The sequence below is a fragment of the Sphingomonas sp. Leaf32 genome (genome assembly GCF_001421765.1).
In the GTDB taxonomy this organism is placed as follows: domain Bacteria; phylum Pseudomonadota; class Alphaproteobacteria; order Sphingomonadales; family Sphingomonadaceae; genus Sphingomonas.
The window spans coordinates 196,756-218,188 of the sequence record NZ_LMLA01000001.1 but is presented as its reverse complement, the minus strand read 5'-3'; the positions used below and the strand labels follow the sequence as shown (position 1 = coordinate 218,188).

At 70.1% G+C, this 21,433-nt stretch carries 21 protein-coding genes and 1 riboswitch; of the genes, 15 read left to right on the top strand and 6 right to left on the bottom strand.

The features are described 5' to 3' along the window. The first annotated feature begins 49 nt into the window (after positions 1 to 49). Positions 50 to 1,150, top strand: coding sequence for a glycosyltransferase (locus tag ASE83_RS01005; protein WP_055787139.1), 1,101 nt, complete (start codon positions 50 to 52; stop codon positions 1,148 to 1,150). Here the strand turns inward: ASE83_RS01005 and ASE83_RS01000 are convergent. The 3 genes from ASE83_RS01000 to ASE83_RS00990 all read right to left on the bottom strand — a co-directional run bounded on the left by ASE83_RS01000 (position 1,111) and on the right by ASE83_RS00990 (position 4,669). Continuing rightward, positions 1,111 to 1,668, bottom strand: coding sequence for a hypothetical protein (locus ASE83_RS01000; protein ID WP_055787141.1), 558 nt, complete (start codon positions 1,666 to 1,668; stop codon positions 1,111 to 1,113). The two genes, ASE83_RS01005 and ASE83_RS01000, sit on opposite strands and share 40 nt — an antisense overlap. Positions 1,669 to 1,817: 149 nt before the next feature. Next, positions 1,818 to 2,651 carry a glycosyltransferase family 2 protein gene (locus ASE83_RS00995; protein ID WP_235513167.1) on the bottom strand — a complete coding sequence of 278 codons (834 nt, stop codon included), beginning with the start codon at positions 2,649 to 2,651 and terminating at the stop codon, positions 1,818 to 1,820. Next, entirely contained in the window at positions 2,648 to 4,669 is a 2,022-nt protein-coding gene (locus tag ASE83_RS00990) for an HAD-IIB family hydrolase (RefSeq protein ID WP_235513168.1), read from the bottom strand. Before ASE83_RS00990 ends, ASE83_RS00995 begins: the two co-directional genes overlap by 4 nt. A 130-nt stretch (positions 4,670 to 4,799) precedes the next feature. On the opposite strand from ASE83_RS00990, the gene ASE83_RS00985 reads away from it, so the two are divergent. Both ASE83_RS00985 and ASE83_RS00980 read left to right on the top strand, forming a co-directional pair. Then, positions 4,800 to 5,864: a glycosyltransferase family 4 protein gene (locus tag ASE83_RS00985; protein WP_055787763.1), complete on the top strand. Its 1,065-nt coding sequence runs from the start codon at positions 4,800 to 4,802 to the stop codon at positions 5,862 to 5,864. Then, positions 5,861 to 7,081 carry a glycosyltransferase family 4 protein gene (locus tag ASE83_RS00980; RefSeq protein WP_055787147.1) on the top strand — a complete coding sequence of 407 codons (1,221 nt, stop codon included), beginning with the start codon at positions 5,861 to 5,863 and terminating at the stop codon, positions 7,079 to 7,081. The genes ASE83_RS00985 and ASE83_RS00980 overlap by 4 nt, the downstream gene beginning before the upstream one ends. Here ASE83_RS00980 and ASE83_RS00975 read toward each other — a convergent pair. Next, positions 7,003 to 7,884: a hypothetical protein gene (locus ASE83_RS00975; protein ID WP_055787148.1), complete on the bottom strand. Its 882-nt coding sequence runs from the start codon at positions 7,882 to 7,884 to the stop codon at positions 7,003 to 7,005. The genes ASE83_RS00980 and ASE83_RS00975 overlap by 79 nt on opposite strands. An 82-nt stretch (positions 7,885 to 7,966) precedes the next feature. Here ASE83_RS00975 and ASE83_RS00970 point away from each other — a divergent pair, with 82 nt between their 5' ends. Further along, positions 7,967 to 8,878 carry an NmrA family NAD(P)-binding protein gene (locus tag ASE83_RS00970; RefSeq protein WP_055787152.1) on the top strand — a complete coding sequence of 304 codons (912 nt, stop codon included), beginning with the start codon at positions 7,967 to 7,969 and terminating at the stop codon, positions 8,876 to 8,878. A 77-nt stretch (positions 8,879 to 8,955) separates the two neighbouring features. On the opposite strand, the gene cobU is transcribed toward ASE83_RS00970, so the two are convergent. Further along, positions 8,956 to 9,498, bottom strand: a complete 543-nt coding sequence (cobU, locus tag ASE83_RS00965; protein ID WP_055787154.1) for a bifunctional adenosylcobinamide kinase/adenosylcobinamide-phosphate guanylyltransferase — start codon at positions 9,496 to 9,498, stop codon at positions 8,956 to 8,958. Between the two features lie 25 nt (positions 9,499 to 9,523). Continuing rightward, positions 9,524 to 9,726: riboswitch (cobalamin riboswitch) on the top strand. 137 nt (positions 9,727 to 9,863) lie between these two features. Here cobU and ASE83_RS00960 point away from each other — a divergent pair. The 11 genes from ASE83_RS00960 to ASE83_RS18310 are packed head-to-tail and all read left to right on the top strand — an operon-like array spanning position 9,864 to position 20,504. Further along, entirely contained in the window at positions 9,864 to 11,792 is a 1,929-nt protein-coding gene (locus ASE83_RS00960; protein ID WP_055787156.1) for a TonB-dependent receptor plug domain-containing protein, read from the top strand. Between the two features lies 1 nt (position 11,793). Then, positions 11,794 to 12,756: an aminotransferase class I/II-fold pyridoxal phosphate-dependent enzyme gene (locus ASE83_RS00955; protein WP_055787158.1), complete on the top strand. Its 963-nt coding sequence runs from the start codon at positions 11,794 to 11,796 to the stop codon at positions 12,754 to 12,756. Then, entirely contained in the window at positions 12,753 to 13,364 is a 612-nt protein-coding gene (gene cobO, locus ASE83_RS00950; RefSeq protein ID WP_055787160.1) for a cob(I)yrinic acid a,c-diamide adenosyltransferase, read from the top strand. The genes ASE83_RS00955 and cobO overlap by 4 nt, the downstream gene beginning before the upstream one ends. Next, the gene (locus ASE83_RS00945; RefSeq protein WP_235513169.1) at positions 13,361 to 14,167 is read left to right on the top strand and encodes an ABC transporter substrate-binding protein; all 807 of its coding nucleotides are present in this window, start codon (positions 13,361 to 13,363) and stop codon (positions 14,165 to 14,167) included. The genes cobO and ASE83_RS00945 overlap by 4 nt, the downstream gene beginning before the upstream one ends. Further along, positions 14,164 to 15,126: a FecCD family ABC transporter permease gene (locus ASE83_RS00940; protein WP_055787163.1), complete on the top strand. Its 963-nt coding sequence runs from the start codon at positions 14,164 to 14,166 to the stop codon at positions 15,124 to 15,126. Before ASE83_RS00945 ends, ASE83_RS00940 begins: the two co-directional genes overlap by 4 nt. After that, the gene (locus tag ASE83_RS00935) at positions 15,123 to 15,893 is read left to right on the top strand and encodes an ABC transporter ATP-binding protein (protein ID WP_055787166.1); all 771 of its coding nucleotides are present in this window, start codon (positions 15,123 to 15,125) and stop codon (positions 15,891 to 15,893) included. The genes ASE83_RS00940 and ASE83_RS00935 overlap by 4 nt, the downstream gene beginning before the upstream one ends. After that, positions 15,893 to 16,762, top strand: coding sequence for an adenosylcobinamide-phosphate synthase CbiB (gene cbiB, locus ASE83_RS00930; RefSeq protein WP_055787769.1), 870 nt, complete (start codon positions 15,893 to 15,895; stop codon positions 16,760 to 16,762). The genes ASE83_RS00935 and cbiB overlap by 1 nt, the downstream gene beginning before the upstream one ends. Continuing rightward, positions 16,750 to 18,207 (top strand): cobyric acid synthase, encoded by a 1,458-nt coding sequence (locus ASE83_RS00925; RefSeq protein ID WP_055787168.1) that lies wholly within the window; start codon positions 16,750 to 16,752, stop codon positions 18,205 to 18,207. Before cbiB ends, ASE83_RS00925 begins: the two co-directional genes overlap by 13 nt. Further along, positions 18,204 to 19,208, top strand: coding sequence for a nicotinate-nucleotide--dimethylbenzimidazole phosphoribosyltransferase (cobT, locus tag ASE83_RS00920; RefSeq protein ID WP_055787172.1), 1,005 nt, complete (start codon positions 18,204 to 18,206; stop codon positions 19,206 to 19,208). Before ASE83_RS00925 ends, cobT begins: the two co-directional genes overlap by 4 nt. Next, positions 19,198 to 19,971, top strand: coding sequence for an adenosylcobinamide-GDP ribazoletransferase (locus tag ASE83_RS18315; protein WP_235513170.1), 774 nt, complete (start codon positions 19,198 to 19,200; stop codon positions 19,969 to 19,971). Before cobT ends, ASE83_RS18315 begins: the two co-directional genes overlap by 11 nt. Beyond that, positions 19,968 to 20,504, top strand: coding sequence for a histidine phosphatase family protein (locus tag ASE83_RS18310; RefSeq protein ID WP_235513171.1), 537 nt, complete (start codon positions 19,968 to 19,970; stop codon positions 20,502 to 20,504). Before ASE83_RS18315 ends, ASE83_RS18310 begins: the two co-directional genes overlap by 4 nt. Here ASE83_RS18310 and ASE83_RS00905 read toward each other — a convergent pair. Next, entirely contained in the window at positions 20,495 to 21,328 is an 834-nt protein-coding gene (locus ASE83_RS00905) for a glycoside hydrolase family 16 protein (protein WP_055787181.1), read from the bottom strand. The genes ASE83_RS18310 and ASE83_RS00905 overlap by 10 nt on opposite strands. Between the last annotated feature and the right edge of the window lie 105 nt (positions 21,329 to 21,433).

Genomic DNA, 21,433 nt, shown 5'->3' with positions numbered 1-21,433 from the left:
AAGGGTTCCCCCGCGTTCGTGGGCCAAGACGGGTTTCTCCGGGGGACATATGACGACGCGACCGATCACCTTCTTCATCCATCATCAGGGTCGCGGCCATGCCAACCGGGCAATGGCGATCATCCGCGAACTGCCCGCCGACCGCCGCGTCACCATACTGTGCGCGCGCCCCGACCTGTTCGACGGGTTCGACCGGCCGATCGATCTGGTCCAGCTGCCCAACATGATCGGCGCACCGGTGCCGACCGCAGCGCTGTTCGACCAGCCGACGCCGGAGGTGCTGCACTGCGTACCGCTGGGCGTGGATGCCACGCGGCGGACGATGCGGACGATCCTCGACCATCTGGACGATGTTGCGCCGGCGCTGTTCGTGGTCGATGTCTCTGCGGAGATCGCGCTGATGGCGCGGATCGCCAGCGTGCCGGCGATCAAGATCCGGATGCATGGCGACCGCACCGATCCGGGGCATCTGGGCGCGTATCAGGCGTGCGTCGGGTTGCTGGCGCCATTCGACGAGGCCATCGAGCAGGACGATTTTCCGGCATGGGGCCGGGCCAAGACCTGCTACACCGGGGGCCTGTGCACCACGACCGATGCGGTGCCGACCAGGGCGGAGGCGCGCGCGAAGCTGGGTATCGATCCCGACCGCGAGGTCGTGCTGGTGCTGACCGGCGGCGGGGGGGCGGGGACGCCCTACGCCCCGCTGACCATGGCGGCAAGGGCGGTACCGGACGCGCTGTGGCTGGTCGTCGGGCCGGTCCACCGCGAGGGGCATGAGACCGACTTCGGCAATCTGGTCGAAAAGGGCTGGGTCGATGGCGTCACCGACCATATCGCCGCCGCCGACGTCGTGATCGCATCGGCAGGCGACAATACGGTGCACGAGATCGCGCGGGTCGGCCGCCCCTATATCTGCGCGCCGGAATGGCGGTATTTCGCCGAACAGACGCGCAAGGCGGACCGGCTGGCGGAGGTCGGCGCGGCGGTGGCGCTGCACCAGTGGCCGGGGTCGCTGGTCCCCTGGCGCGGGTTGCTGGATGCGGCCAGGGCGCTCGACCCGGCGGCGCTGGCCGCGCTGTACGATCCCGGCGCTGCGGCGCGGGCGGCGGACTATATCGAAGGGCTGGCGGTGCGGCTCTGGGCCGACTGACGCGCGGCGCCGGCGAACAGCGCGGCGCTGGTGAGCCAGAGGATGCAGAAGAAGGCGGTGCCGCCCAATGTCTGCCGCACGCCGAAGATGCCGGGGCCGGCCCAGCCGGCGGCGATGCCGGTTACCCCGATCGCCAGCTGTGTCGCGGCGGCGGCGGTCATGGCGCGCGCGACGCCGCCTGCACGCAGCCGGGCGAGCAGGGTGCCGCCGACCGCGACCAGCAGGACGAGGCCGAAGACCGCGTTGACGGCGTTATCCTCGCTGCCGAAAAATCCGACCGCCAGATTGATCCACACCAGCAGGAACGCGGCGGCGACCGCGATGACGGTACCCATGCGATAGGCGAGGCCGGTCGACGCGCGGTGCCCAAGCTCGATCGCGCCGCCCGCGATCCCCAGCATCACCGCGGCAAGGACATAATCGGCGGGCGACCATGGCGCGCCGGCGAGGAACGGCACGGCGAGCAGTGCGGCGGCGCCGGCCCAGCCGAGCCAATGCAGGTTGATCGAACGGGTCATGGCGGTCCTTTCGTAGGCTTGTCTGCCGGTGGGTATGGCAGGGCGATGTCGGCTGCGAAGGGAGGGGGTGTGCAGATTCGATGGAGATGCTCAGGCTTGTTCAGGCATGACCGTACCCCCGCCTGCGCGGGGGTACGGTGGATCAGGCCTTAGCTGAACAGCGCATCCTCGCGTCGGCTGGCGGCGATTTCGGCCGGGGTCGGCGCGCGCAGCCGTTCGATGGCGTCCGCATCGGCGTTCCAGCGGATCAGCCCGGCCGCGGCGAACTGGCCCAGCCAATAGTCCATGCACCATCGGCCCCAACGCGCGCGAAAGCGGGTGGCGTTGCGCAGGATCGCGTCGAACTGGTGCAGCGGCGGGATGTGGACGGCGTGATGCTGGTGATAGGCGACGGCCCCGCCGACCCACGCCATCGGTATCCCGGCGGCCGCCAATGCCCAGGCGAAGTCGGTTTCCTCCCCGCCATAGCCGACATAGCCGGTGTCCATGCCGCCCGCCGCGTCCCATGCCGACCGGGGCAGGGCGAAGGATAGGCCCCACAGCTCGCCATGGCTGGGCACGGGGCGGATTTCGTCGTCGGCCAGCGCCGGCCTGGCCGGGTGGCGGACACCCAGCGCCGGATCGAAGGCCCCACGCGGCAGGTAGCGGACTTCGCCCAGATAGATGGCGGGGGCCATATCCAGCGCCTGCGCATAGCGCTCGACCAGGGTTGGCGAGGGCACGCAGTCGACGTCGAGGAAGATCAGCCGGTCGCCCCGCGCCGTCCGCGCCGCCGCGTTGCGCGCCTCGGCCAGGGGCATCGGATCGCCGGGTACGAAGACATTGCGCACCGGAACGCCGGGGTCGGGCAGGCCGTCCGGCGCGTGCGGCTGCATGTAGGCGATGACCAGTTCGTCGGGCTTCAGCGTCTGTGCGGCGAGGCCCGACATCAGTTGCGCCAGTTGCGCGGTCCGCCCGCGCGCCAGCGTACAGACCGAGATCACGCCGACAGTCGCTGCGCCGGCTGCCCACGGAAATGGGCGACCCCTTCCATGATCCCGAACGCATAGCCGCGCCGGGCGACGTAGCTGTGGGCGAGGTCGGGATGCTGGGCGAGGCCGTCCGAATAATTGCCGACGATGATCGCGTGCGCGCAGGCGCGCAGCATTTCGACATCGTTGCCGCTGTCGCCCGCGACGATCACCTGATCGCGGCGCATCTGCGCGCGGCGGCGGACATAGTCGACTGCCGTCCCCTTGGATGCGGCGAGCGGCAATATGTCGAGATATCGGCCATGGCTGTGGATCACCGACGCGGTCAGGCCGGCATCGGCCAACCGGTCGCGGACCCGCTGGGCGATGTCCGCCTCGCCACCGGTGAAATAGCTGAGTTTATGGCTGCGTTGTTCGAGCGGGCTTTGCGGGCGCAGGTCGGACGCTGCGGCCAGCAACGCGGCGATGGCCGCCCGATCCCAGCCGGCATCGATGATCGCCGTCCACGCATCGTCGCGTTCATACACGCCGCCATGGACCCGATGGTAGATTTCCGACCCGACCGAGGTAATCATCACCGCCGGCGGCGCGACGTGGTTCTGCGCGAGGATCGCCAGCGCGCTGTGCAGGCTGCGCCCGGTGGCGATGCCGAACAGCATGTCGTGCTGGTCGCCATGCCACAGGTTGAACGCCTGCGCCGCTTCCGTCTCGCCCAGCAGCGTATTGTCGATGTCGGAGACGAGCAGCAGGCGCGGCGCCTCGATCGCAGGCGCTGGCGGTGCGATCACCGCCGCCGCCAGTTCGGCATAGCGGGCGACATGGCCGTCCCAGTCGTACAGCTCGGCGGCGGTCGCCCCGGCGTGCGAATAGGCATCCCAGAGGTCGTCGTCGGACAGAATCTTCAGCATCGCCTGCCCGATCGCCATCGGATCGCGCGGATCGACGAGGATGCCGTTGTTGCAGCCTTCGATGATGTCGTTCGGTCCGCCGCTGTCGGTCGCGACCAGCGGCAGGCCCGATGCCGCCGCCTCCAGCAACGTCAGGCCGAACGGTTCGTTGAGCGCCGGATTGACGAAGATGCCGCGCCTGGCACGGGCATGGGCATAGATGGCGGGGACTTCGTGCGGCGCGTGCGTCTTGGGAATCGCGACCGATCCGTAGAGGTCGTAGCGGTCGATCAGCGCGAACAGTTCGGCCATGTTGCCCGCCAGTTCGGGTTCGAGGCTGCGCGGATCGTCACGGGTGCCCGCCACGATGACGAGGTTCGCGGCGGTTTGCAGCGCCGGGCAGCGGCCATAGGCATGGACGAGCGCGGCGAGGTTCTTCTTGCTGACGGGCCGCGCCAGCGCGAGGATCACCGGCTTGGACGGGTCGGCCAGGAAGCGGTCGATCCGCGCATCGACCATTGCATCGGTGCAGGTGCCGGCGAACAGGCCCAGATCGCTGCCCGGCGGGATGATGCGGATGCGGCCGGGATCGTAGCTGGGATAGCCGGCATATTGCACCTCCGCCTCGTCCCGCGACGAGGCGATGATCGCGTCGGCATGGGCGATGGCATGGTCCTCGATCGCGATACGGCGCTCGAGGCCGACGGTTTCCGCACAATCGGTGCCGAACGCGACCTGCTTCACCTGCCCCAGTGAATGGGCGGTGAAGAGATAAGGGATGCCAAGGCGCGCCTTGACCGCCGCCGCCACCGCGCCGGCATCGGCATAATGGGCGTGGATCAGGTCGGGACGGCGGTCCAGCCCCTCGATATGGGCGACCAGCGCGTCGACGAAGCTGTCTGTTTCGCTCCACAGCGCTTCCTTCGCCAGATAGGCGTCGCTGGCCGAGCGCAGGCGGACGATCCGCGTGGTGTCGTCGATCGCCTCGACCGCGCGCCAATAGCGATCGCCCAACGGCTGCCCACGAAAGGCGCGGGTGACGATCTCGGTCCGCTCGATCGCCGGATGCCGCCCGGCGGCCGCCACCAGATCGAGCAGGTAGCGGATATGGCCGCCGGTATCCGCCGTTATCCCATATTCCACCTCCTGCGCGCGAAGACATCCTTGCAGAGCGAGGTGGAGGATGAACATTACGGAACTTTCCCGTTATAAAACGCGGACTTATTGCCGCCCTCACAGGAACCGTTGCGCCTGCCCTTTGTTCCGGTCGGCGATGGTATCCCCGCTTCGCATCGCGCAGGTCGCCCCGGTCATCTACCCCACGCCGCCGCGCGGCACGGGGGGAACCGAACGGGTCGTGTCCGACCTGACCGAAGCGTTGATGGCGATGGGCCATGACGTGACGCTGATCGCGCCGAGCGACAGCGTCACCACCGCGCGGCATTTGTCGGCGCATCCCAGCCTGTCGGCGCTGAAGGCGTATCACGGACCGGTCGCACCCGGCGTGCCCGCCGCGCTGGAGGCGGCGCAGCTGGGGTTGCTGGCGGCGCATCTTACGGACTTCGACATCGTGCATTGCCATGGCGAGTTTGCCCATGCCGCCGTGCTGGGCGACCGGATCGGGCGCAGCCTGACCACGGTCCACTGGCGGCTGGACGAGCTGGACCGGAAACTGTTCTTCCACAGCTTTCCCGAATTGCCGGTCGCCGCGATTTCGCAGGCGCAGGCGCGAGACCTGCCACGTGCGAACCGGGCGGGGGTGGTGCATCATGGTATTCCGGTCGACCGGTTCGTGGCGGGGCCGGGCGGCAAAGGCGTCGCGTTCATCGGGCGGATGACCGACCAGAAGCGGCCCGACGTGGCGATCCGCGTCGCGCGCGCCGCCGGGTGGCCGATCCGGCTGGCCGGCGGGGTCGATGTCGGCAACCCGCGTTATTTCGCGGAACAGGTCGCGCCGCTGCTGGGCGAGGATGCGGTGCATGTCGGCGAGGTCGACGACCGCGCGAAACAGACGCTGCTGGGCGAGGCCGCCGCGCTGCTGTTCCCGATCGACTGGCCCGAACCGTTCGGGCTGGTGATGATCGAGGCGATGGCGTGTGGAACGCCGGTCATCGCATGGGATCGCGGTAGCGTGCGCGAAGTCGTCGAGAACGGCGTCACCGGCTTCATCGTGAAGACCGAGGCGGAAGCGGCCGCGGCACTGGCCAGGATCGACACGATCAACCGGGCGGGCGTGCGGGCGCGGTTCGAGCAACGCTTCACGGCGACGCGCATGGCAGAGGACTATGTGGCGCTGTACCGGCAACGGATCGCGTTGGCGACGGGGGTCGGGGCATGAGGATCGGTTTGCTCAGCTGGGCCTATCCCCCTGAAAAGAGTGGCCTGTCGCGCGCGGCGAGCGAAATTGCGCAGGCGCTGGCCGAGGCGGGGCATGACGTGCGCGTCGTGACGATGGACCGGACCGGTCGCCACATGGACGGCGCGGTCGAGGTGATCGGCGCGGTGGAACAGGGCTGGCTGGCGCGCCTGCGTCGCTGGCCCGGCATCGGCCATCTGTGCGGCCCGGCGATGATCGCGCGGACGGTGCGACGGCTCCATGCCGAACGGCCGTTCGACGTGGTGGAGGCGACCAACTGGTATGCGCCGGGGCTGTGGGTCGCGCTGACCGGGCCGGCGCCGCTGGTGACGCGCAATTCGACGCCGGTCGCGACCAGTGCCGCCCGCCCGCGCTCCTTGCGCGACCGGATCGATCGCTGGTCGGCGATCACGCTGGAGGCGGTGTCCGCGCGCGCGTCGGCGAGGCTGATTTCGAATACCGAGGCGCATGGCGCGAAGATCGCCGCACTATACGGCACACTGCCGCCGGGGCCGGGCCATGCCGTGATCGGCCTCAGCCTGCCGCCGGCGATCGTTCAGGCGGGGCGGGCGGCTCCCTATCCGCCGGGCAACGCCGTGCTGCGGCTGCTGTTCGTCGGGCGCAACGAACCGCGCAAGGGAACCGACGCGCTGATCGGGACGCTGCCGGTGCTGGCGCGCGAAGCGGATGCGGGGACGCTGCCCGATTTCCGGCTGACGATGATCGGGCTGCGACGACAGGAACTGGACGCGCTGCCCCCGGCGGCGCGCAGGCGGATCGACAGCTATCACCGGGTCGAGGACGATGCGTTGCACGCCGCGCTCGCCGCCGCCGATATCGTCGTCGCCCCTTCGCGTTACGAGAGTTTCGGGCTGGTCTATCAGGAGGCGATGACCTTTGGCCGCCCGATCGCGGCGTGCGGCGAGGACCCGAGCGCGAGACTGTTCGTCGGAGGCAGCGGGGCAGGGCTGCTGGCGGAGGATTGCACGGCGGACGCACTGGGTGCGATCCTGCGGCGGATGCTGCGCGACGGCGACCTGCGGCGGGCGCTGTCGACGGCGGCGCGGGTCGCGGCGGGACGCTTCACCCGCGCCGGCCTCGCCGCCGAAACCGTTGCGGCTTACGGCGCGGCGATGAAGGGGCGGAGCAGGGCTGCTTCGTCGCCGGGACGGCCGGCGCCCGTCGACATGGCCTCGTAAACCCGCGAGCGTTCGATCACGCGGGCGCGGGCGAGGTGATGGTCGATCGCACCCGCCAGCGCCAAGGAGGTGCGGTCGAACGGCACCACCGGGCGTTCGTGCACCGTGCCGGCGAAGCGGATGTGCGCGCGGTTCAGGCGATACTGAATGTCGGGCCACAACGCGGCCTGCACCCCGTCGACCCAATTGCGGCGCGGCAGCCCCAGCGCCCATAGCCCGTCCCGATCCGCCGCCGCCGTCAGCCAGCCGAGCGCGCCCAGCAGCGCCGCATCGGGTGTCTCGTCGCTGTCGAGTTGCAGCACCCATCCGTCCGCCAGCGCCTGCACCCGGTTGCGTTGCGCGGCGAAGTCGCCGTTCAGCGGATGGGCGTGGACGCGTGCGCCGGGAACCGCCCGTGCCAGTGCCGCCGCATCGGCGTCGCTGCCGTCGAGCAGGACGATCCGATCCTCGAAATGCGGCGCGAGGTCGTGCAGCAGCCCGGCGATCCGCGCGCTTTCGCCGGCGCGGGCGATCATGCCGAGGGTGACGGCGTGCGGTTCGGCGGTTGCCGGGCGCCAGCGCTCGCCGTCCGCCACCAGGCCCAGCGCCCAGCCGGCATTGCGCCGGGCGTGCGGGGCGAGGGCGATCCCCGTGGCGGGCGTCCCCCCGGTCAGCAGCGCCCGGATCGCCGCGCGCACGGCCTCCGCCGGGAACCGCAGGTCGGTCAGCGCCAGCCCGCAATGGGTGCATTCGGGCAGCGCGCGGTCGTGCCAGCGATCATTGCCGCAGATCGGGCAGCACGGGGCCGCGATCGTTTCGTCCATTGGTGGCACCCCCTTGCGTTCCGTGTGGCGGGAACGCACGACGGGATCGGCAGTTCGCCGGGGAAGGCTACGGGGAACGAAGATGGACACGATCATCGTCGCAGGTGCGACGGGCGATTTGGGCGGGCGGATCGCGAAGGCGGCGGTGGCGCGCGGCGCGAAGGTGCGCGCGCTGGTCCGCGCCGGCACCGCGCCGGACCGGATCGCGACGCTGGCGGCGATCGGGGCCGATCCGTGGCCGGTCGACTTCGACGACGCGCAGGCGCTGGCCCATGCCTGTCGCGGGGTGGTGTGCGTCGTGTCGGCGCTCAATGGCCTTGGCGACACGATCCTCGATACCCAGACGAAGCTGCTCGACGCGGCGCTGGGCGGCGGGGCGGCGCGGTTCATTCCGTCGGACTTTTCGATCAACTATCGCGCGCTGCCGACCGGCACCAACCGCAATTTCGACCTGCGCCGCGCCTTCCGCACCCGGATCGACACCGCGCCGATCGTCGCGACCTCCATCTTCAACGGCGCGTTCGCCGATATGCTCGATGGGCAGATGCCGTTGATCCAGCGGCGGGTGCGGCGCGTGCTGTATTGGGGCGATGCCGACACGAAGTTCGCGCTGACGACCAAGGACGATGTGGCGGCCTATACCGCCGCCGCCGCGCTCGATCCCGCCGCGCCGCGCAACCTGCACATCGCCGGGGCACAGGTCAGCGCGCGCGATCTGGCGGCGTTGATGGGCGAGGTGACGGGCAAGCCTTATGGGCTGTTGCGCGCCGGGTCGCTGGCCACGTTGGCGCGGATGATCGGGGTGACCCGCCGGCTGTTTCCGGCGCGGGATCAGGTGTTTCCGGCGTGGCAGGGAATGCAGTATCTCCACAACATGTTCGACGGCCGCGCGCCGAGCGCGCCGGTGGATAATGGGCGCTATGACGTGGCGTGGACTCCGTTGCGGGAAGTCTTGAAAACCGCTTCGAGAAACGATGCCGTTCGTCCTGAGTAGCCATTGAGCGAAGTCGAAAGGGCGGATCGAAGGACCGCCACAGGTGCTTCGATACGAGCCTTCGACAAGCTCAGTCTCTACTCAGCACGAACGGTTGGGGGCAGGAGAAGGGGATCGAACCGCTGCAGCGGCAATACCATCCCCGCCACCACGAACCAGCACCGTCCAACCGCCGCCGCCACCGCCTGATTGAGCCGCCCCGCCGTATCGCGAAATTCGCGGCCCAGCAGGTGTTCGGGCACGATGCCGAGGCCGACTTCGTTGCTGACCAGCATCAGCGGATGTTGCGCAGCATGGATGGCGGCGATCAGGTCGGCGCTGTGTCGTTCGGCGTCGTGCCCGCCCAGCATCACGTTGGTCAGCCACAGCGTCAGGCAGTCGACCAGTACCGGTCCCTCCGCCACCCGGATCGCGGTCGCCAGGTCGACCGGACATTCGACCGTCCGCCAGCCGGGGCCGCGATCGGCGCGGTGGCGCGCGATGCGATCGGCCATCTCCGCGTCCCACGCCTGCGCCGTGGCGATATAGGTCCATGGCCCCGGCAGCGCTTCGCACGCCGCCTGCGCCAGCCGGCTCTTGCCCGATCGTGCGCCCCCCACGAACAGCGTCGTCGTCGCCATCTTGTCCTGTGCCCCGATGCGCTTTAAGGGCGCGGATGCGACAGGTTCCCAGAAATGGGATGAAAAGGGAACCCGGAAGCGCGTGGTCATCACGTGCCATCCGGGGCTGCCCCCGCAACTGTGACCGGCGAGCCTTGCTCCCCCGCGTGCCACTGGATGCAAATCCGGGAAGGCCGGGCAAGGCGATGACCCGCGAGCCAGGAGACCTGCCCGTCGCGGTTGTCCTTCGCGCGGACGGGGTGTGCCGGGCGATCGAGGGTTTCCTCGCGTGACGACGTCGTTTGGGGGTCGTACGCGCGGAGAACAGCCTGTTCCGGCGCCCGCGCCGCGCGTCCCCTTGTTTGATGCCAAGGGGGATTACCCGAATGAAGACCCGTTTCCTGTTGCTGCCGTGCCTGTTGGCGGCGACCCCGAGCTTTGCGCAGAGCGCGCAGTCGACCGCCGGCCTTGAGCGCGTGGCGGACGATGCCGACGACATCGTCGTGACCGCGAACCGTGAGGCGCGCCCGGTCGATACCGTCGGCCAGGCGGTGACCGTGCTCGACACCGCGACCATCGAAACCCGGCAGGCGGTGGTCGTGTCCGACCTGTTGCGCCAGACGCCCGGCGTCACCGTCAGCCGCAATGGCGGCATCGGCACGACCACCGGCGTCAACATTCGCGGCGGCGACAGCGACCAGACCGTGGCGCTCATCGACGGCGTGAAGCTCAACGATCCGTCGTCGCCCGGCGGCGGTTTCAATTTCGGCAACCTGCTGATCGGTAATATCGCCCGCATCGAAGTGCTGCGCGGCGCGCAGTCGGTGCTGTGGGGCAGCCAGGCGATCGGCGGCGTTGTCAACCTCATCACCCGCCAGCCGACCGAGGCGCTGGCGATCAACGCCCGTGCGGAAGGCGGATCGTTCGGCACCGGACAGGCATTCGCCAACGTGTCGGGCAAGGCGGGGCCGGTGTCCGCCAGCATCGGCGGCGGATATTTCACCACCGACGGCATCTCGGCCTATGCATCGGGTCGCGAGAAGGACGGATACCGCAACTATGGCGCGAACGGCAGCGTCGCGGTGGCGTTGGCCGACAATGTGTCGGTCGATGTGCGCGGCTTCTATTCGAACGGGCGGACCGGGATCGACGGCTTCCCCGCGCCGACGTTCAGCTTCGGTGACACGCGCGAAGTCGCCAATGCCGAACAGTGGACCGGCTATACCGGGCTGAACGCCGCGCTGTTCGACGGGCGGTTCCGCAACCGCGTCGGCTATGCCCATACCCAGAGCAACCGCACCAACGACGATCCCGACAGCGTGCCCACCGAAACCTTCCGGGGCAAGGGGCGCAACGACCGCATCGATTACCAGGGGTCGTTCGACGTTACCGATGCGGTCTTCGCGACCTTCGGCGTAGAACGTGAAGTGTCGCGCTTCACCACGTCCAGCTTTGGCGGGCCGGCGACGACCGGCCGGGCGCGGCTGCTGGGCGTCTATGGCCAGATCGCGGTGACGCCGATCGCACATCTGACGCTGACCGGCGGCGTGCGCCATGACGATCACAATGTGTTCGGCGGAGCAACGGTGTTTTCCGGCAGCGGGGTATGGTCGCCGAACGGTGGCAATACGCTGCTGCGCGCCAGCTATTCCGAAGGGTTCAAGGCCCCGACCCTGTATCAGTTGCAGAGCGAATATGGCAACGCGCTGCTCACTCCGGAACGTTCGCACGGCTGGGATGCCGGCATCACCCAGCGTGGGCTGGACGGCGCGGTGGAGGCGAGTGCGACGTGGTTCGACCGTACGTCCAAGGACCTGATCGCGTTCATCTCCTGCCCCGCCAACGGCACCGGCATCTGCGCCGGGCGGCCGTTCGGCACCTATGACAATATCCAGCGGGCAGAGGCCAAGGGGCTGGAGTTCGCGCTGAAGCTCAAGCCGGTCGAGGCATTCACCGTCGCGGCGGCCTATACGTATCTCGATGCACAGAACCGTTCGGCCGGCACCACCAATTTCGGGCGCAAGCTGCAACGGCGGCCGTCGGACAGCCTGACGGTCAACGCCGATTATCGCTGGGCATTCGGCCTGTCGACCGGAGCGACCGTCACGATGGTCGGCGACAGTTTCGACAATGCGTCGAACACCCGCCGGCTGGACGGCTATGTCCTGACCGACCTGCGCGCGGCGTTCCCGATCACGCAGCGGGTCGAGGTCTATGGCCGCGTCGAAAACCTGTTCGACGAACGCTACCAGACCATTTTCCAGTACGGCACGCCGGGCCGTGCCGCCTATGGCGGTGTCCGGGTTCGCTACTGATATGGTGGCATCCCTCGCCGAATTCTGCGCGCATGGCGGCCGGGTGGCTGCCGCCGCGCGTGCGTTCGGCGGGGGCGACTGGATCGACCTGTCGACGGGGATCGCGCCCTGGGCCTATCCCGTTGACGGGGTCGATCCGGGGGTGGCCCGGTTGCCCGAACCGGGCGAACTGGCCGCGCTGGAAGCGGCGGCGGCGCTGGCATTCGGTGTCGCCGATCCGGCGCAGGTGGTGGCGGTGCCCGGCACCGATCTCGCGCTGCGGCTGCTGGCGGTCGTGCTGGCGGCGGAGCGGCCGGCGGTGGTGCGGCCGGGCTATGCCGGGCATCACGCCGCCTGGGGCGAGGCGCGATGCGTCGCGGCGCTGGCCGATCCGGGCGATGCCGATCTGCTGGTGCTGGCCTCGCCGGCCAATCCCGATGGGCGGGTGACGCCGCCCGACATGCTGCGCGCATGGGCGCAGCGGATGACGGTGGTGGTCGACGAAGCCTATGCCGATCCCGCGCCCGGCCTGTGCGGCGAGGCATCGGACCGGCTGACCGTGCTGCGGTCGTTCGGCAAATTCTATGGCCTGCCGGGCCTTCGGCTGGGGTTCGTCATCGCCGGGCCGCGTATCGCCGGCGCGTTGCGCCATCTGCTGGGCGACTGGCCGGTATCGATGCCGGCGATCGTGATCGGCACCACCGCCTATCGCGATGCACGGTGGCGCGCGGAACAGTTCGAACGGATCGAGACGGTCGGCACCCTGCTCGACTTCGCGCTGTCGCCGCTGGAGCAAATCGGTGCAGCGCCGCTGTTCCGGCTGGTCCGGTGCGACGATGCCCACTGGTTGTTCCGTCATCTGTGCAACCATGCCATCCTGACCCGGCCGTTCGCCGACCGTCCCGACGCCCTGCGCATCGGCCTGCCGCGCGACGGCGCGGCGCTGGCCCGCCTGACCACCGCCCTTGCGGAGTATATCCCATGACCGAAACCCCTGACGATCATGCCCGCCACAATGCCCGGATGCAGCGCATGGCGGTCGCGCGCGAGAAGATGCAGGCGCGCCGCACGCTGGAGCGTGGGCTGCTGATCGTCCATACCGGCAACGGCAAGGGCAAGTCATCGAGCGCGTTCGGCATGGCGATCCGCAGCATCGGCTGGGGAATGCGCGTTGCGATCCTCCAGTACGTGAAGGGCAAGTGGGAGACGGGCGAGCGCAACTTCTTCGACGCGCATCCCGACCTTGCCAGCTTCGAGGTGATGGGCGAGGGCTTCACCTGGGAAACGCAGGATCGTGCGCAGGACATCGCCGCCGCCCGCGCCGCATGGGAACGCTCGAAGGAGATGATCCTCGACCCGGCCATCGATTTCGTGATTCTCGACGAACTCAACATCGTGCTGCGCGACGACACCCTCCCGATCGCCGAAATCGTGGCGTTCCTTAAAGGCAGGCCGCTGACCAAGCATATCTGCATCACCGGCCGTAACGCGAAGCCCGAACTGCTCGAACTGGCCGATCTGGTGACCGAGTTCGGCGAGGTGAAGCATCCCTATCATGCCGGGTTCAAAGCGCAGAAGGGCGTCGAATATTGATCCGTCCGCTCCTCTTGTTGCTGGCGGCGCCGTGGCTGGTGTCGGCCGCGCCGCGTGCGCCCCGGATCGTGTCGATCAATCCGTGCGTCGACGCGGTGCTGGCGCGCGTCGCCGATCCGGCGCAGATCGTCGGCATCAGCCATTATTCGCAGGATGCGCGCGCTACCTCGGTCCCGCTGGCGTGGTCGCGCCGGTTCAAGGCGACGTCGGGGACGGCCGAGGAAGTGGTCGCGCTGCGCCCCGACATCGTGCTCGCCGGCCCGCATGTCGAACCGGCGACCATCGCCGCCCTGAAGCGGCTGCGGATCCGGCTGGTGCAATATCCGGTGGCGGAATCGGTGCCCGACAGCATGGCGCAGGTGCGCGCAATCGCCGTCGCCATCGGCCATGCCGAGCGGGGCGATGCGCTGGCGGCGCGGATCGCGGCGGCGGCGGTGCCGGTGCGGGTCCGTCCGGTCGGGGCGCTGGTTTGGCAGGGTAACGGGCTGGTGCCGGGCAGCGGTACGCTGACCGACGACCTGCTCAAGCGTGCCGGATTCCGCAATATGAGCGCGGCCTATGGTCTCAAGCAATGGGACGTCCTCCCGCTCGAGTATCTGGTCGCCGCTCCGCCGCGCGTGCTGTTGTCGACTGCGCCGGAGGGGGTGCAGGACGACCGGATGACCGGGCATCCGGCGGTGCGGCGACTGGCGAAGCATATCATCGTCGCGCCCTATCCGACGCGGTTGATGAACTGCGGCGGGCCGACGATCATCGCGGCGATGGCGCGGTTGCGGCAGGTCCGCGCGAAGGTGGCGGCATGAAGCGGCTGACCCTCGGACTGATCGTCCTGCTGCTGATCGCCGCCTGTCTGTCGGTCGCGGCGGGGAAGGTGTGGGTGCCGTTCGACGCCTGGACCGCCGACGACCCGCGATCGATCATCATCGTCGAACTGCGCCTGCCGCGCACCGTGCTGGCGTTGCTGGTGGGCAGTGCGCTGGGGCTGTCGGGGGCGGTGATGCAGGGCTATCTGCGCAATCCGCTGGCCGACCCGGGGCTGTTCGGTGTGTCGTCGGGCGCGGCGTTCGGGGCGGTCGTCGCGCTGTATTTCGGCTATGCCGCGCAGATGTGGCTGTTGCCGGGATTCGCGCTGGCCGGGGCGGGCGTGACCATGTCGCTGCTGGCGCTGATTGCCGGGCGGTCGGGCAGCCTGATCCTGTTCACGCTGGGCGGCATGATCCTGACCAGCATCACCGGATCGCTGACCGCGCTCGCCATCAGCCTTGCGCCGACGCCGTTTGTATCGTCGCAGATCGTGACATGGCTGATGGGCGCGCTGACCGATCGCAGCTGGGACGACGTGCTGGTTGCGGCACCCCTCATTGCGCTCGGCATGGTGCTGCTGTCGCTGACCGCGCGGTCGCTCGACGCACTGACGCTGGGCGAGGCGGCGGCGCGCTCGATGGGGGTCGATCCGGGGCGGCTGCAACGGCTGGTGATCCTCGGAATCGCGCTGAGCGTCGGGGCGTCGGTCGCCTCGGCGGGGATCATCGGCTTTGTCGGGCTGATCGTACCGCATCTGGTGCGGCCGCTGGCGGGCAATCGTCCGTCGGCGATCCTGTTGCCCTCGGCGCTGGCGGGGGCGGTACTGCTGACCTTTGCCGACGCGCTGGTGCGCCTTGCCCCGAGCGTCAGCGAATTGCGGCTGGGCATCGCCATGTCGATGCTGGGCGGGCCGTTCTTCCTCTATCTGCTCATCGCGATGCGGCGGAGGCTGGCATGACCGATCTGATGGCCGATGCGATCAGCCTGACGCTGGGCGGCAAGCGCGTGCTCGACACGGTGTCGTTCGCGTTCGCCCGAGGGCGGGTGACGGCATTGCTGGGCGCGAACGGTGCCGGCAAGTCGAGCCTGCTTGCCTGTCTCGCGGGCCTGCGCCGCCCCGATCGCGGCGTGGCGCGGCTGGGCGGGGAGGATGTCTACACGCTCGACCGGCGGGTGCGGGCGCGGGCGATCGGGTTGCTGCCGCAATCCGCCGATGTGCATTGGGATGTCGATGTTCAAACGTTGGTCGGGCTGGGCCGGTTCGCGCATCGCGGGCGCTGGGGCGAGACGCAGGTCGACCGCGATGCGGTGGCGGCGGCGCTGGCGGCGACCGACATGACCGACCTTGCCGACCGGGGCGTCGAACGGCTGTCGGGCGGCGAGCGGGGTCGGGCGCTGCTGGCGCGGGTGCTGGCCGGAGAGCCGGACTGGCTGCTGGCCGACGAACCGCTCGCCAGCCTCGACCCCGCGCACCAGCTGGACGTGCTGGCGCGGTTGCGGGGTGTGGCGGTGGGCGGGCGGGGCGTGGTGCTGGTGCTGCACGACCTGCATCTGGCCGCACGGGTCGCCGATGATGCCGTGCTGCTGAAGGACGGGCGGGTCGTCGCAGCAGGGGCGGCGGACGATGTGCTGACCGCGCCGGCCATTGCGGAGGCCTATGGCATCGCTGTCGAGATCGGCCGCACGCCGCAGGGGCATCGCTACATCCTGCCGGTCGCACGGTGATCGCGCTGGCGGCGCTGATCGTCGAGGCGGGCGTCGGCTATCCGCGCCGTTGGTGGCATCCGGTGATGGGGGTCGGCGCGCTGATCGGCTGGTTCGAGGCGCGCTTGAACCGGCGGCGTCGGCTGGAGGGCGTGGCGCTGATGGTGGTGCTGGTCGCGCTGTCGGTCGTGCTGGGTCTGGCGATCGAGCGGTTGGGGACGGTCGTCACAGTGCTTGTCGCGACCACCGGCCTCGCCCAGCGCAGCCTGCACGATCATGTCGCGGCGGTGGCGCGCCCGCTGGCGGCGGGCGATCTGCCGGCGGCCCGGGCGGCGGTGGCGATGATCGTCGGGCGCGATACCGATATGTTGGATGAAGCGGGCGTGGCGACGGCGGCGATCGAGAGCCTGGCGGAGAGTTTCTGCGACGGGGTGGTCGCGCCCGCGATGGGCCTGTTGCTGTTCGGGCTGCCGGGGCTGTTTGCGGTGAAGGCGATCAACACCGCCGATTCGATGGTCGGGCATCGCACGCCTGCGCTGCGCGCGTTCGGTTGGGCGGCGGCGCGGGCAGATGATGTCGTCAATTTCATGCCGGCGCGCATCGCCGGGGCGTTGATCGCGCTGGCCGGCCGTGGCGGCTGGCGGGTGATGCGACGCGATGCGGCCGCCCATGCCTCGCCCAATGGCGGCTGGCCGGAGGCGGCGATGGCCGGGGCGCTGGGCCGCCGGCTGGGCGGGGCGGTGACCTATGACGGGGAGCCGGCGCACCGCGCGGTGCTGGGCGAGGGGCCGCGGCCCGATGCGCGCGATCTGGAGCGGGCGCTGACCCTCTATCGCACCGCCTGCCTTTTGCTGTGGATATCGGTCGGGATAGTCCCGTGGCTGCGGTGATGATCCAGGGGACGGGGTCGGACGTCGGCAAGTCGGTGCTGGTCGCCGGGCTGTGCCGCTTGCTGACCGATCGCGGCATGGCGGTCCGCCCGTTCAAGGCGCAGAACATGTCGAACAACGCTGCCGTCTGCGCAGGTGGCGGCGAGATCGGCCGGGCGCAGGCGTTGCAAGCGATGGCGTGCCGCGTGGGCGCGACGACCGACATGAACCCGGTGCTGCTCAAGCCGCAAAGCGACCGTACGTCGCAGCTGGTCGTCGACGGACGCGTGGCGGGGGTGATGCGCGCGGGCGATTATCGTGCGCGTCGGCCCGCGCTGCTGGATGCGGTGCTGGCCGCCTATCGCCGGCTATCGGCTGGTGCGGACATGGTGGTGGTCGAAGGCGCGGGGTCGCCGGCGGAGATCAACCTGCGCGCCGGCGACATCGCGAACATGGGCTTTGCGCGTGCTGCGGGGGTGCCGGTGGTGCTGGCGGGCGACATCGATCGCGGCGGGGTGATCGCGGCGCTGGTCGGTACGCAGGCGGTGATCGATCCGGCCGACGCGGCGATGATCCGGGGCTTTCTGGTCAACAAGTTTCGCGGCGATCACGCGCTGTTCGACGATGGCCGGGCGGAGATCGTCGCGCGGACCGGGTGGCGCGACATCGGGCTGGTGCCGTGGCTGGCCGACGCCGCGCGCCTGCCCGCCGAGGATGCGGTGGCGCTGGGGCGGGACGTCGCGGGGGGCGACGGGCCGCTGATCGTGGTGCCGATGTTGTCACGCATCGCCAATTTCGACGATTTCGACCCGCTCGCCCATGATCCGGCGGTCCGGCTGCGGATGATCCCGCCGGGCGAACCCTTGCCGGGCGATGCCGCGCTGGTGATTTTGCCCGGCACCAAGGCGACGATCGCCGACCTGGCGTTCCTACGGGAACAGGGGTGGGACATCGACCTTGCCGCGCATGTCCGGCGCGGCGGGCGGGTGCTGGGGATTTGCGGCGGCTATCAGATGCTGGGGCACCGCATCGCCGACCCGGACGGGATCGAGGGCGCGGCGGGAAGCGTCGCGGGACTTGGACTCTTGCCGATCGAGACGGTCATTGCCGCCACCAAGACCACCCGGTCGGTAACCGGCACGCTGGTCAGTGGCGGTGCGTTCGCCGGCTATGAGATCCACGCCGGGGTGACGCAAGTGGCCGCCGGCACGTCGCCGCTGCTGCGCTTCGACGACGGGACGCCGGACGGTGCGACCGCGTGCGACGGGCAGATCGCGGGATGCTATGTTCACGGCCTGTTCGACCGGGCGAGTGCGCGGGCGGCGCTGCTGGCGGGGATCGGGGCGCTGGCCGATCCGCTCGACCGGCACGAGGGCGTCGATGCCGCACTGGACGGGGTGGCGCGCGCGCTGGAAGCGGCGCTGGACATCGACGCATTGCTCAATATCGCCGGGGAAGCTGCATGATCGAGGATATTCGCGCGCATCTGGACGCGCTGGCCAAGCCGCGCGGGGCGATGGGGCGGCTGGAGACGCTGGCGACCGAGCTGGCGCTGACCCAGCGGCGGATCGATGCGCGGACGAAGCCGCGACAGGCGGTGTTGTTCGCCGCCGACCATGGCTGCGTCGCGGAAGGCGTGTCGTCGTGGCCGTCCGAGGTGACGCAGATGATGGTCGCGACGATCCTGAGCGGCCAGGCGACCAGCAGCGCGCTGGCCGCCGCCGCCGATTGTCCGTTGCGGCTGGTCGATGTCGGGATGGTCGGGCCACGGGTCGTGGGGCCGGCGTTCTTTCGCGATGCGCGGGTGGCGGACGGCAGCGCGCCGATCGGCAGCGGCCACGCGCTGACGCCCGCACAGTTCGATGCGGCCTGGGCGGTCGGCGCGGGCGAGGCGGAGGCGGCGATCGATGCGGGAGCGGTGCTGCTGATCGCGGGGGAGATGGGCATCGGCAACACGACGCCCGCCGCCTGCCTGACCGCGTTGCTGGCCGGCATAGATCCCGACGCCGCCGTCGGACGCGGCGCCGGTGCGGATGACGCGGTGCTGGCGACCAAGCGCCGCGTCGTCGCCGCTGCGGTGGCGCGGGCGGCGGCGATGCCCGATCCGCGCGCGGCGATCGCGTCGGTTGCGGGCCTGGAGATCGCGGCGATGGCCGGGTTCCACGCGACCGGGGCGGCGCGGGGGGCGACATTGCTGCTCGACGGCTATGTCGCGACCGCCGCCGCACTGATTGCCGAGCGGCTGGCCCCCGGCAGCGCGCGGGCAATGATCGCCGCGCACCGTTCGGCCGAACCGGGGCATGGCGCGGTGCTGGCGGCGCTGGGGCTGGTGCCGGTGCTGGATTGGGAGATGCGGCTGGGCGAGGGGAGCGGGGCGCTGGTCGCGCTGCCACTGCTCGATGCGGCGGCGGCGCTGCTCAACGATGTCGTCCGGCTCGACCAGATCGGGGCGGATCGTGCCGACTGAATGCCCGCGCTGGGCGCCGCCGCTGCTGGCGGTCCAGTTTCTGACGCGCGTGCCGGTGCCGTTGCTTCACCGACTGACGGCGGATCAGGCGGCGGTGGGGCTGGGTCGGGCGATGGCGTGGCTGCCGCCCGTCGGGTCGTTGATCGGGGTGGTGACGGGGGCGACGTTCCTGCTCGAGCAGCTTTGGTGGCCGCCGATGGTCGCCGCCGTGCTGGCGCTGATGGTCGAGGGGTTGCTGACCGGGGGATTCCACGAGGATGCCGTCGCCGATTTCTGCGATGCGTTCGGCGGCGTCGCGACGGGGGAACGCGCGCTTACGATCATGAAGGACAGTCGGATCGGCAGCTATGGTGCGCTGGGCCTCGGGCTGGTCGTGCTGCTGCGCTTTGCGGCGATGGTCGCCCTGCCGCCGGTACTGGCGATGGCGGCGATCGTCGGCGCGGCGACGGTCGGGCGGCTGTGCGCAGTGACGCTGGCGGCGATCCTTGCGCCGGTCGGGAGCGGGGCGGGGATGGCGGTGCGTGCCGGGCGGATGCCGGGTGGGCGGCTGGCGCTGGCGGTCCTGCTCGCGATTCCGGGGATCGTGCCGATCCTGTGGCTGCGTCCCGGTGCGGTTGCCGTCGCGCTGCTGGCGATGGCGGCGTTGCTGTGGTGGCTGGCGCGGTTCCTGCTGCGGCGGATCGGCGGGAGTACCGGCGATTGCCTGGGCTTCGCGGCGGCCATGGGACAACTCGCGCTGCTGCTGGCGGTCGCGGCGCGGTGACCGTCCTGCTGCTGCGCCATCCGCCGGTCGCGCTGGCGTGGAAGGGGCGCTGCTACGGCCGGTCGGACATGGGGTGGAGCCGCGCGGGCCGGGCGATGGCCCGGCGGATCGTCGGCGAACTGCCGCCGGTCGATGCGATCGTGCATTCGGGCGCGCTGCGGACCAGCCGGCTGGCGGCGATGGTAGCGCAGGCGCAGGGCGTACCGGTCAGCGCTGACCCCCGCTGGCTGGAACGCGATTTCGGCGCCTGGGAAGGGCGCGGCTGGAACGCGATCTGGCGAGAGAGCGGTGCCGCGATGGACCGGATGATGACCGAGGCCGAAACCTATCGGCCCGGCGGCGGCGAGACCGGGCGCGACGTCGCCGACCGGGTACAGGCGGCGTGGGACGCGCTGCCATATGTCGCGACCGTGCTGGTCGTCGCGCATGGCGGGCCGATCGCGACCCTGCACACGCTACGCGCCGGCCAGCCGCTGGCGGGCGCGGTGGACTTCATCCCGGCCTGCGGCGAGGTCGTGACGCTTCAGCGATAGCGCCAGTAGCGGACATGATCGACCTGCATCGATTGGGGAAACCTGCTGTCGTCGATCCCCATCTTGCCGCCCCAGTCGCCGCCGACCGCGACGTTCAGGATCAGGTTGAACGGCCGGTCGAACGGCCACGCCGCCCGCCCGCCGGCCTGGTCGTTGGCGACGCGCATATAGCCGCGCCCGTCGACGCCGATCGTGATCGCATCGGGTTTCCAGTCGAGCTGATAGCTGTGCCATTCCCCGCAGGCGGTCGGCAGCTTCAGTGTACCGCCGCGCTGCGTGCCCTTCGCATGGTTGAACCTCGCCGTGTGCAGCGTCGCGTGGACCAGATCGGGTTCGTATCCGACCAGTTCGAGGATGTCGATTTCGCCTTCGTCGGGCCATTTGCCCTCGGGCGGCAGCATCCACAGCGCCGGCCAGATGCCGCGACCGCAGGGCAGTCTGGCGCGGATGTCGTAGAAGCCATAGCCCATGGCATTGGTCGAAACGATCCGGGCCGAGGTATAGGCCTGCCCACCCGAATCCGCGCCCTTGGGCGTTTCGCGGCGCGCCTCGATCACCAGCGCGCCCTGTTCCACGCGGGCATTGGTTGGCGTGTCGGCGGGCGCATAATATTGCCGCTCGTTATTGTACCAGCCTTCGCGGTTGCGGCTGGTGTCGAAGCGCCAGTTGGCCGGATCGATCCGTGTGCCCGAAAACTCGTCGGCAAAGGTCGGGGCAGTCGGCGGCGGGGCGATCGCGACATCGACCGCATGGTTCGACGCACCGAGCGCGGCGGGCTTCTCTTGCGCCGGTGCGGTCGCGGCCAGTCCCGCGGTCGCCAGCATCCATATTGTCCTGCGCATCGATCCTGCTCCCACGGTCGCGCTCATGCCGTCGCGATGGACGGGCATGGTACGGAGGGGGCGTGGGGTGGCGCAACCCCTGCCGGG

Bases quoted from the DNA above. Each gene is read 5' to 3' on its own strand.
- ASE83_RS01005 (WP_055787139.1), top strand. From the start codon at position 50: ATGACGACGCGACCGATCACCTTCTTCATCCATCATCAGGGTCGCGGC.
- ASE83_RS01000 (WP_055787141.1), bottom strand. From the start codon at position 1,668: ATGACCCGTTCGATCAACCTGCATTGGCTCGGCTGGGCCGGCGCCGCC.
- ASE83_RS00985 (WP_055787763.1), top strand. From the start codon at position 4,800: ATGGTATCCCCGCTTCGCATCGCGCAGGTCGCCCCGGTCATCTACCCC.
- ASE83_RS00980 (WP_055787147.1), top strand. From the start codon at position 5,861: ATGAGGATCGGTTTGCTCAGCTGGGCCTATCCCCCTGAAAAGAGTGGC.
- ASE83_RS00975 (WP_055787148.1), bottom strand. From the start codon at position 7,884: ATGGACGAAACGATCGCGGCCCCGTGCTGCCCGATCTGCGGCAATGAT.
- ASE83_RS00970 (WP_055787152.1), top strand. From the start codon at position 7,967: ATGGACACGATCATCGTCGCAGGTGCGACGGGCGATTTGGGCGGGCGG.
- cobU (WP_055787154.1), bottom strand. From the start codon at position 9,498: ATGGCGACGACGACGCTGTTCGTGGGGGGCGCACGATCGGGCAAGAGC.
- ASE83_RS00960 (WP_055787156.1), top strand. From the start codon at position 9,864: ATGAAGACCCGTTTCCTGTTGCTGCCGTGCCTGTTGGCGGCGACCCCG.
- ASE83_RS00955 (WP_055787158.1), top strand. From the start codon at position 11,794: ATGGTGGCATCCCTCGCCGAATTCTGCGCGCATGGCGGCCGGGTGGCT.
- cobO (WP_055787160.1), top strand. From the start codon at position 12,753: ATGACCGAAACCCCTGACGATCATGCCCGCCACAATGCCCGGATGCAG.
- ASE83_RS00940 (WP_055787163.1), top strand. From the start codon at position 14,164: ATGAAGCGGCTGACCCTCGGACTGATCGTCCTGCTGCTGATCGCCGCC.
- ASE83_RS00935 (WP_055787166.1), top strand. From the start codon at position 15,123: ATGACCGATCTGATGGCCGATGCGATCAGCCTGACGCTGGGCGGCAAG.
- cobT (WP_055787172.1), top strand. From the start codon at position 18,204: ATGATCGAGGATATTCGCGCGCATCTGGACGCGCTGGCCAAGCCGCGC.
- ASE83_RS00905 (WP_055787181.1), bottom strand. From the start codon at position 21,328: ATGCTGGCGACCGCGGGACTGGCCGCGACCGCACCGGCGCAAGAGAAG.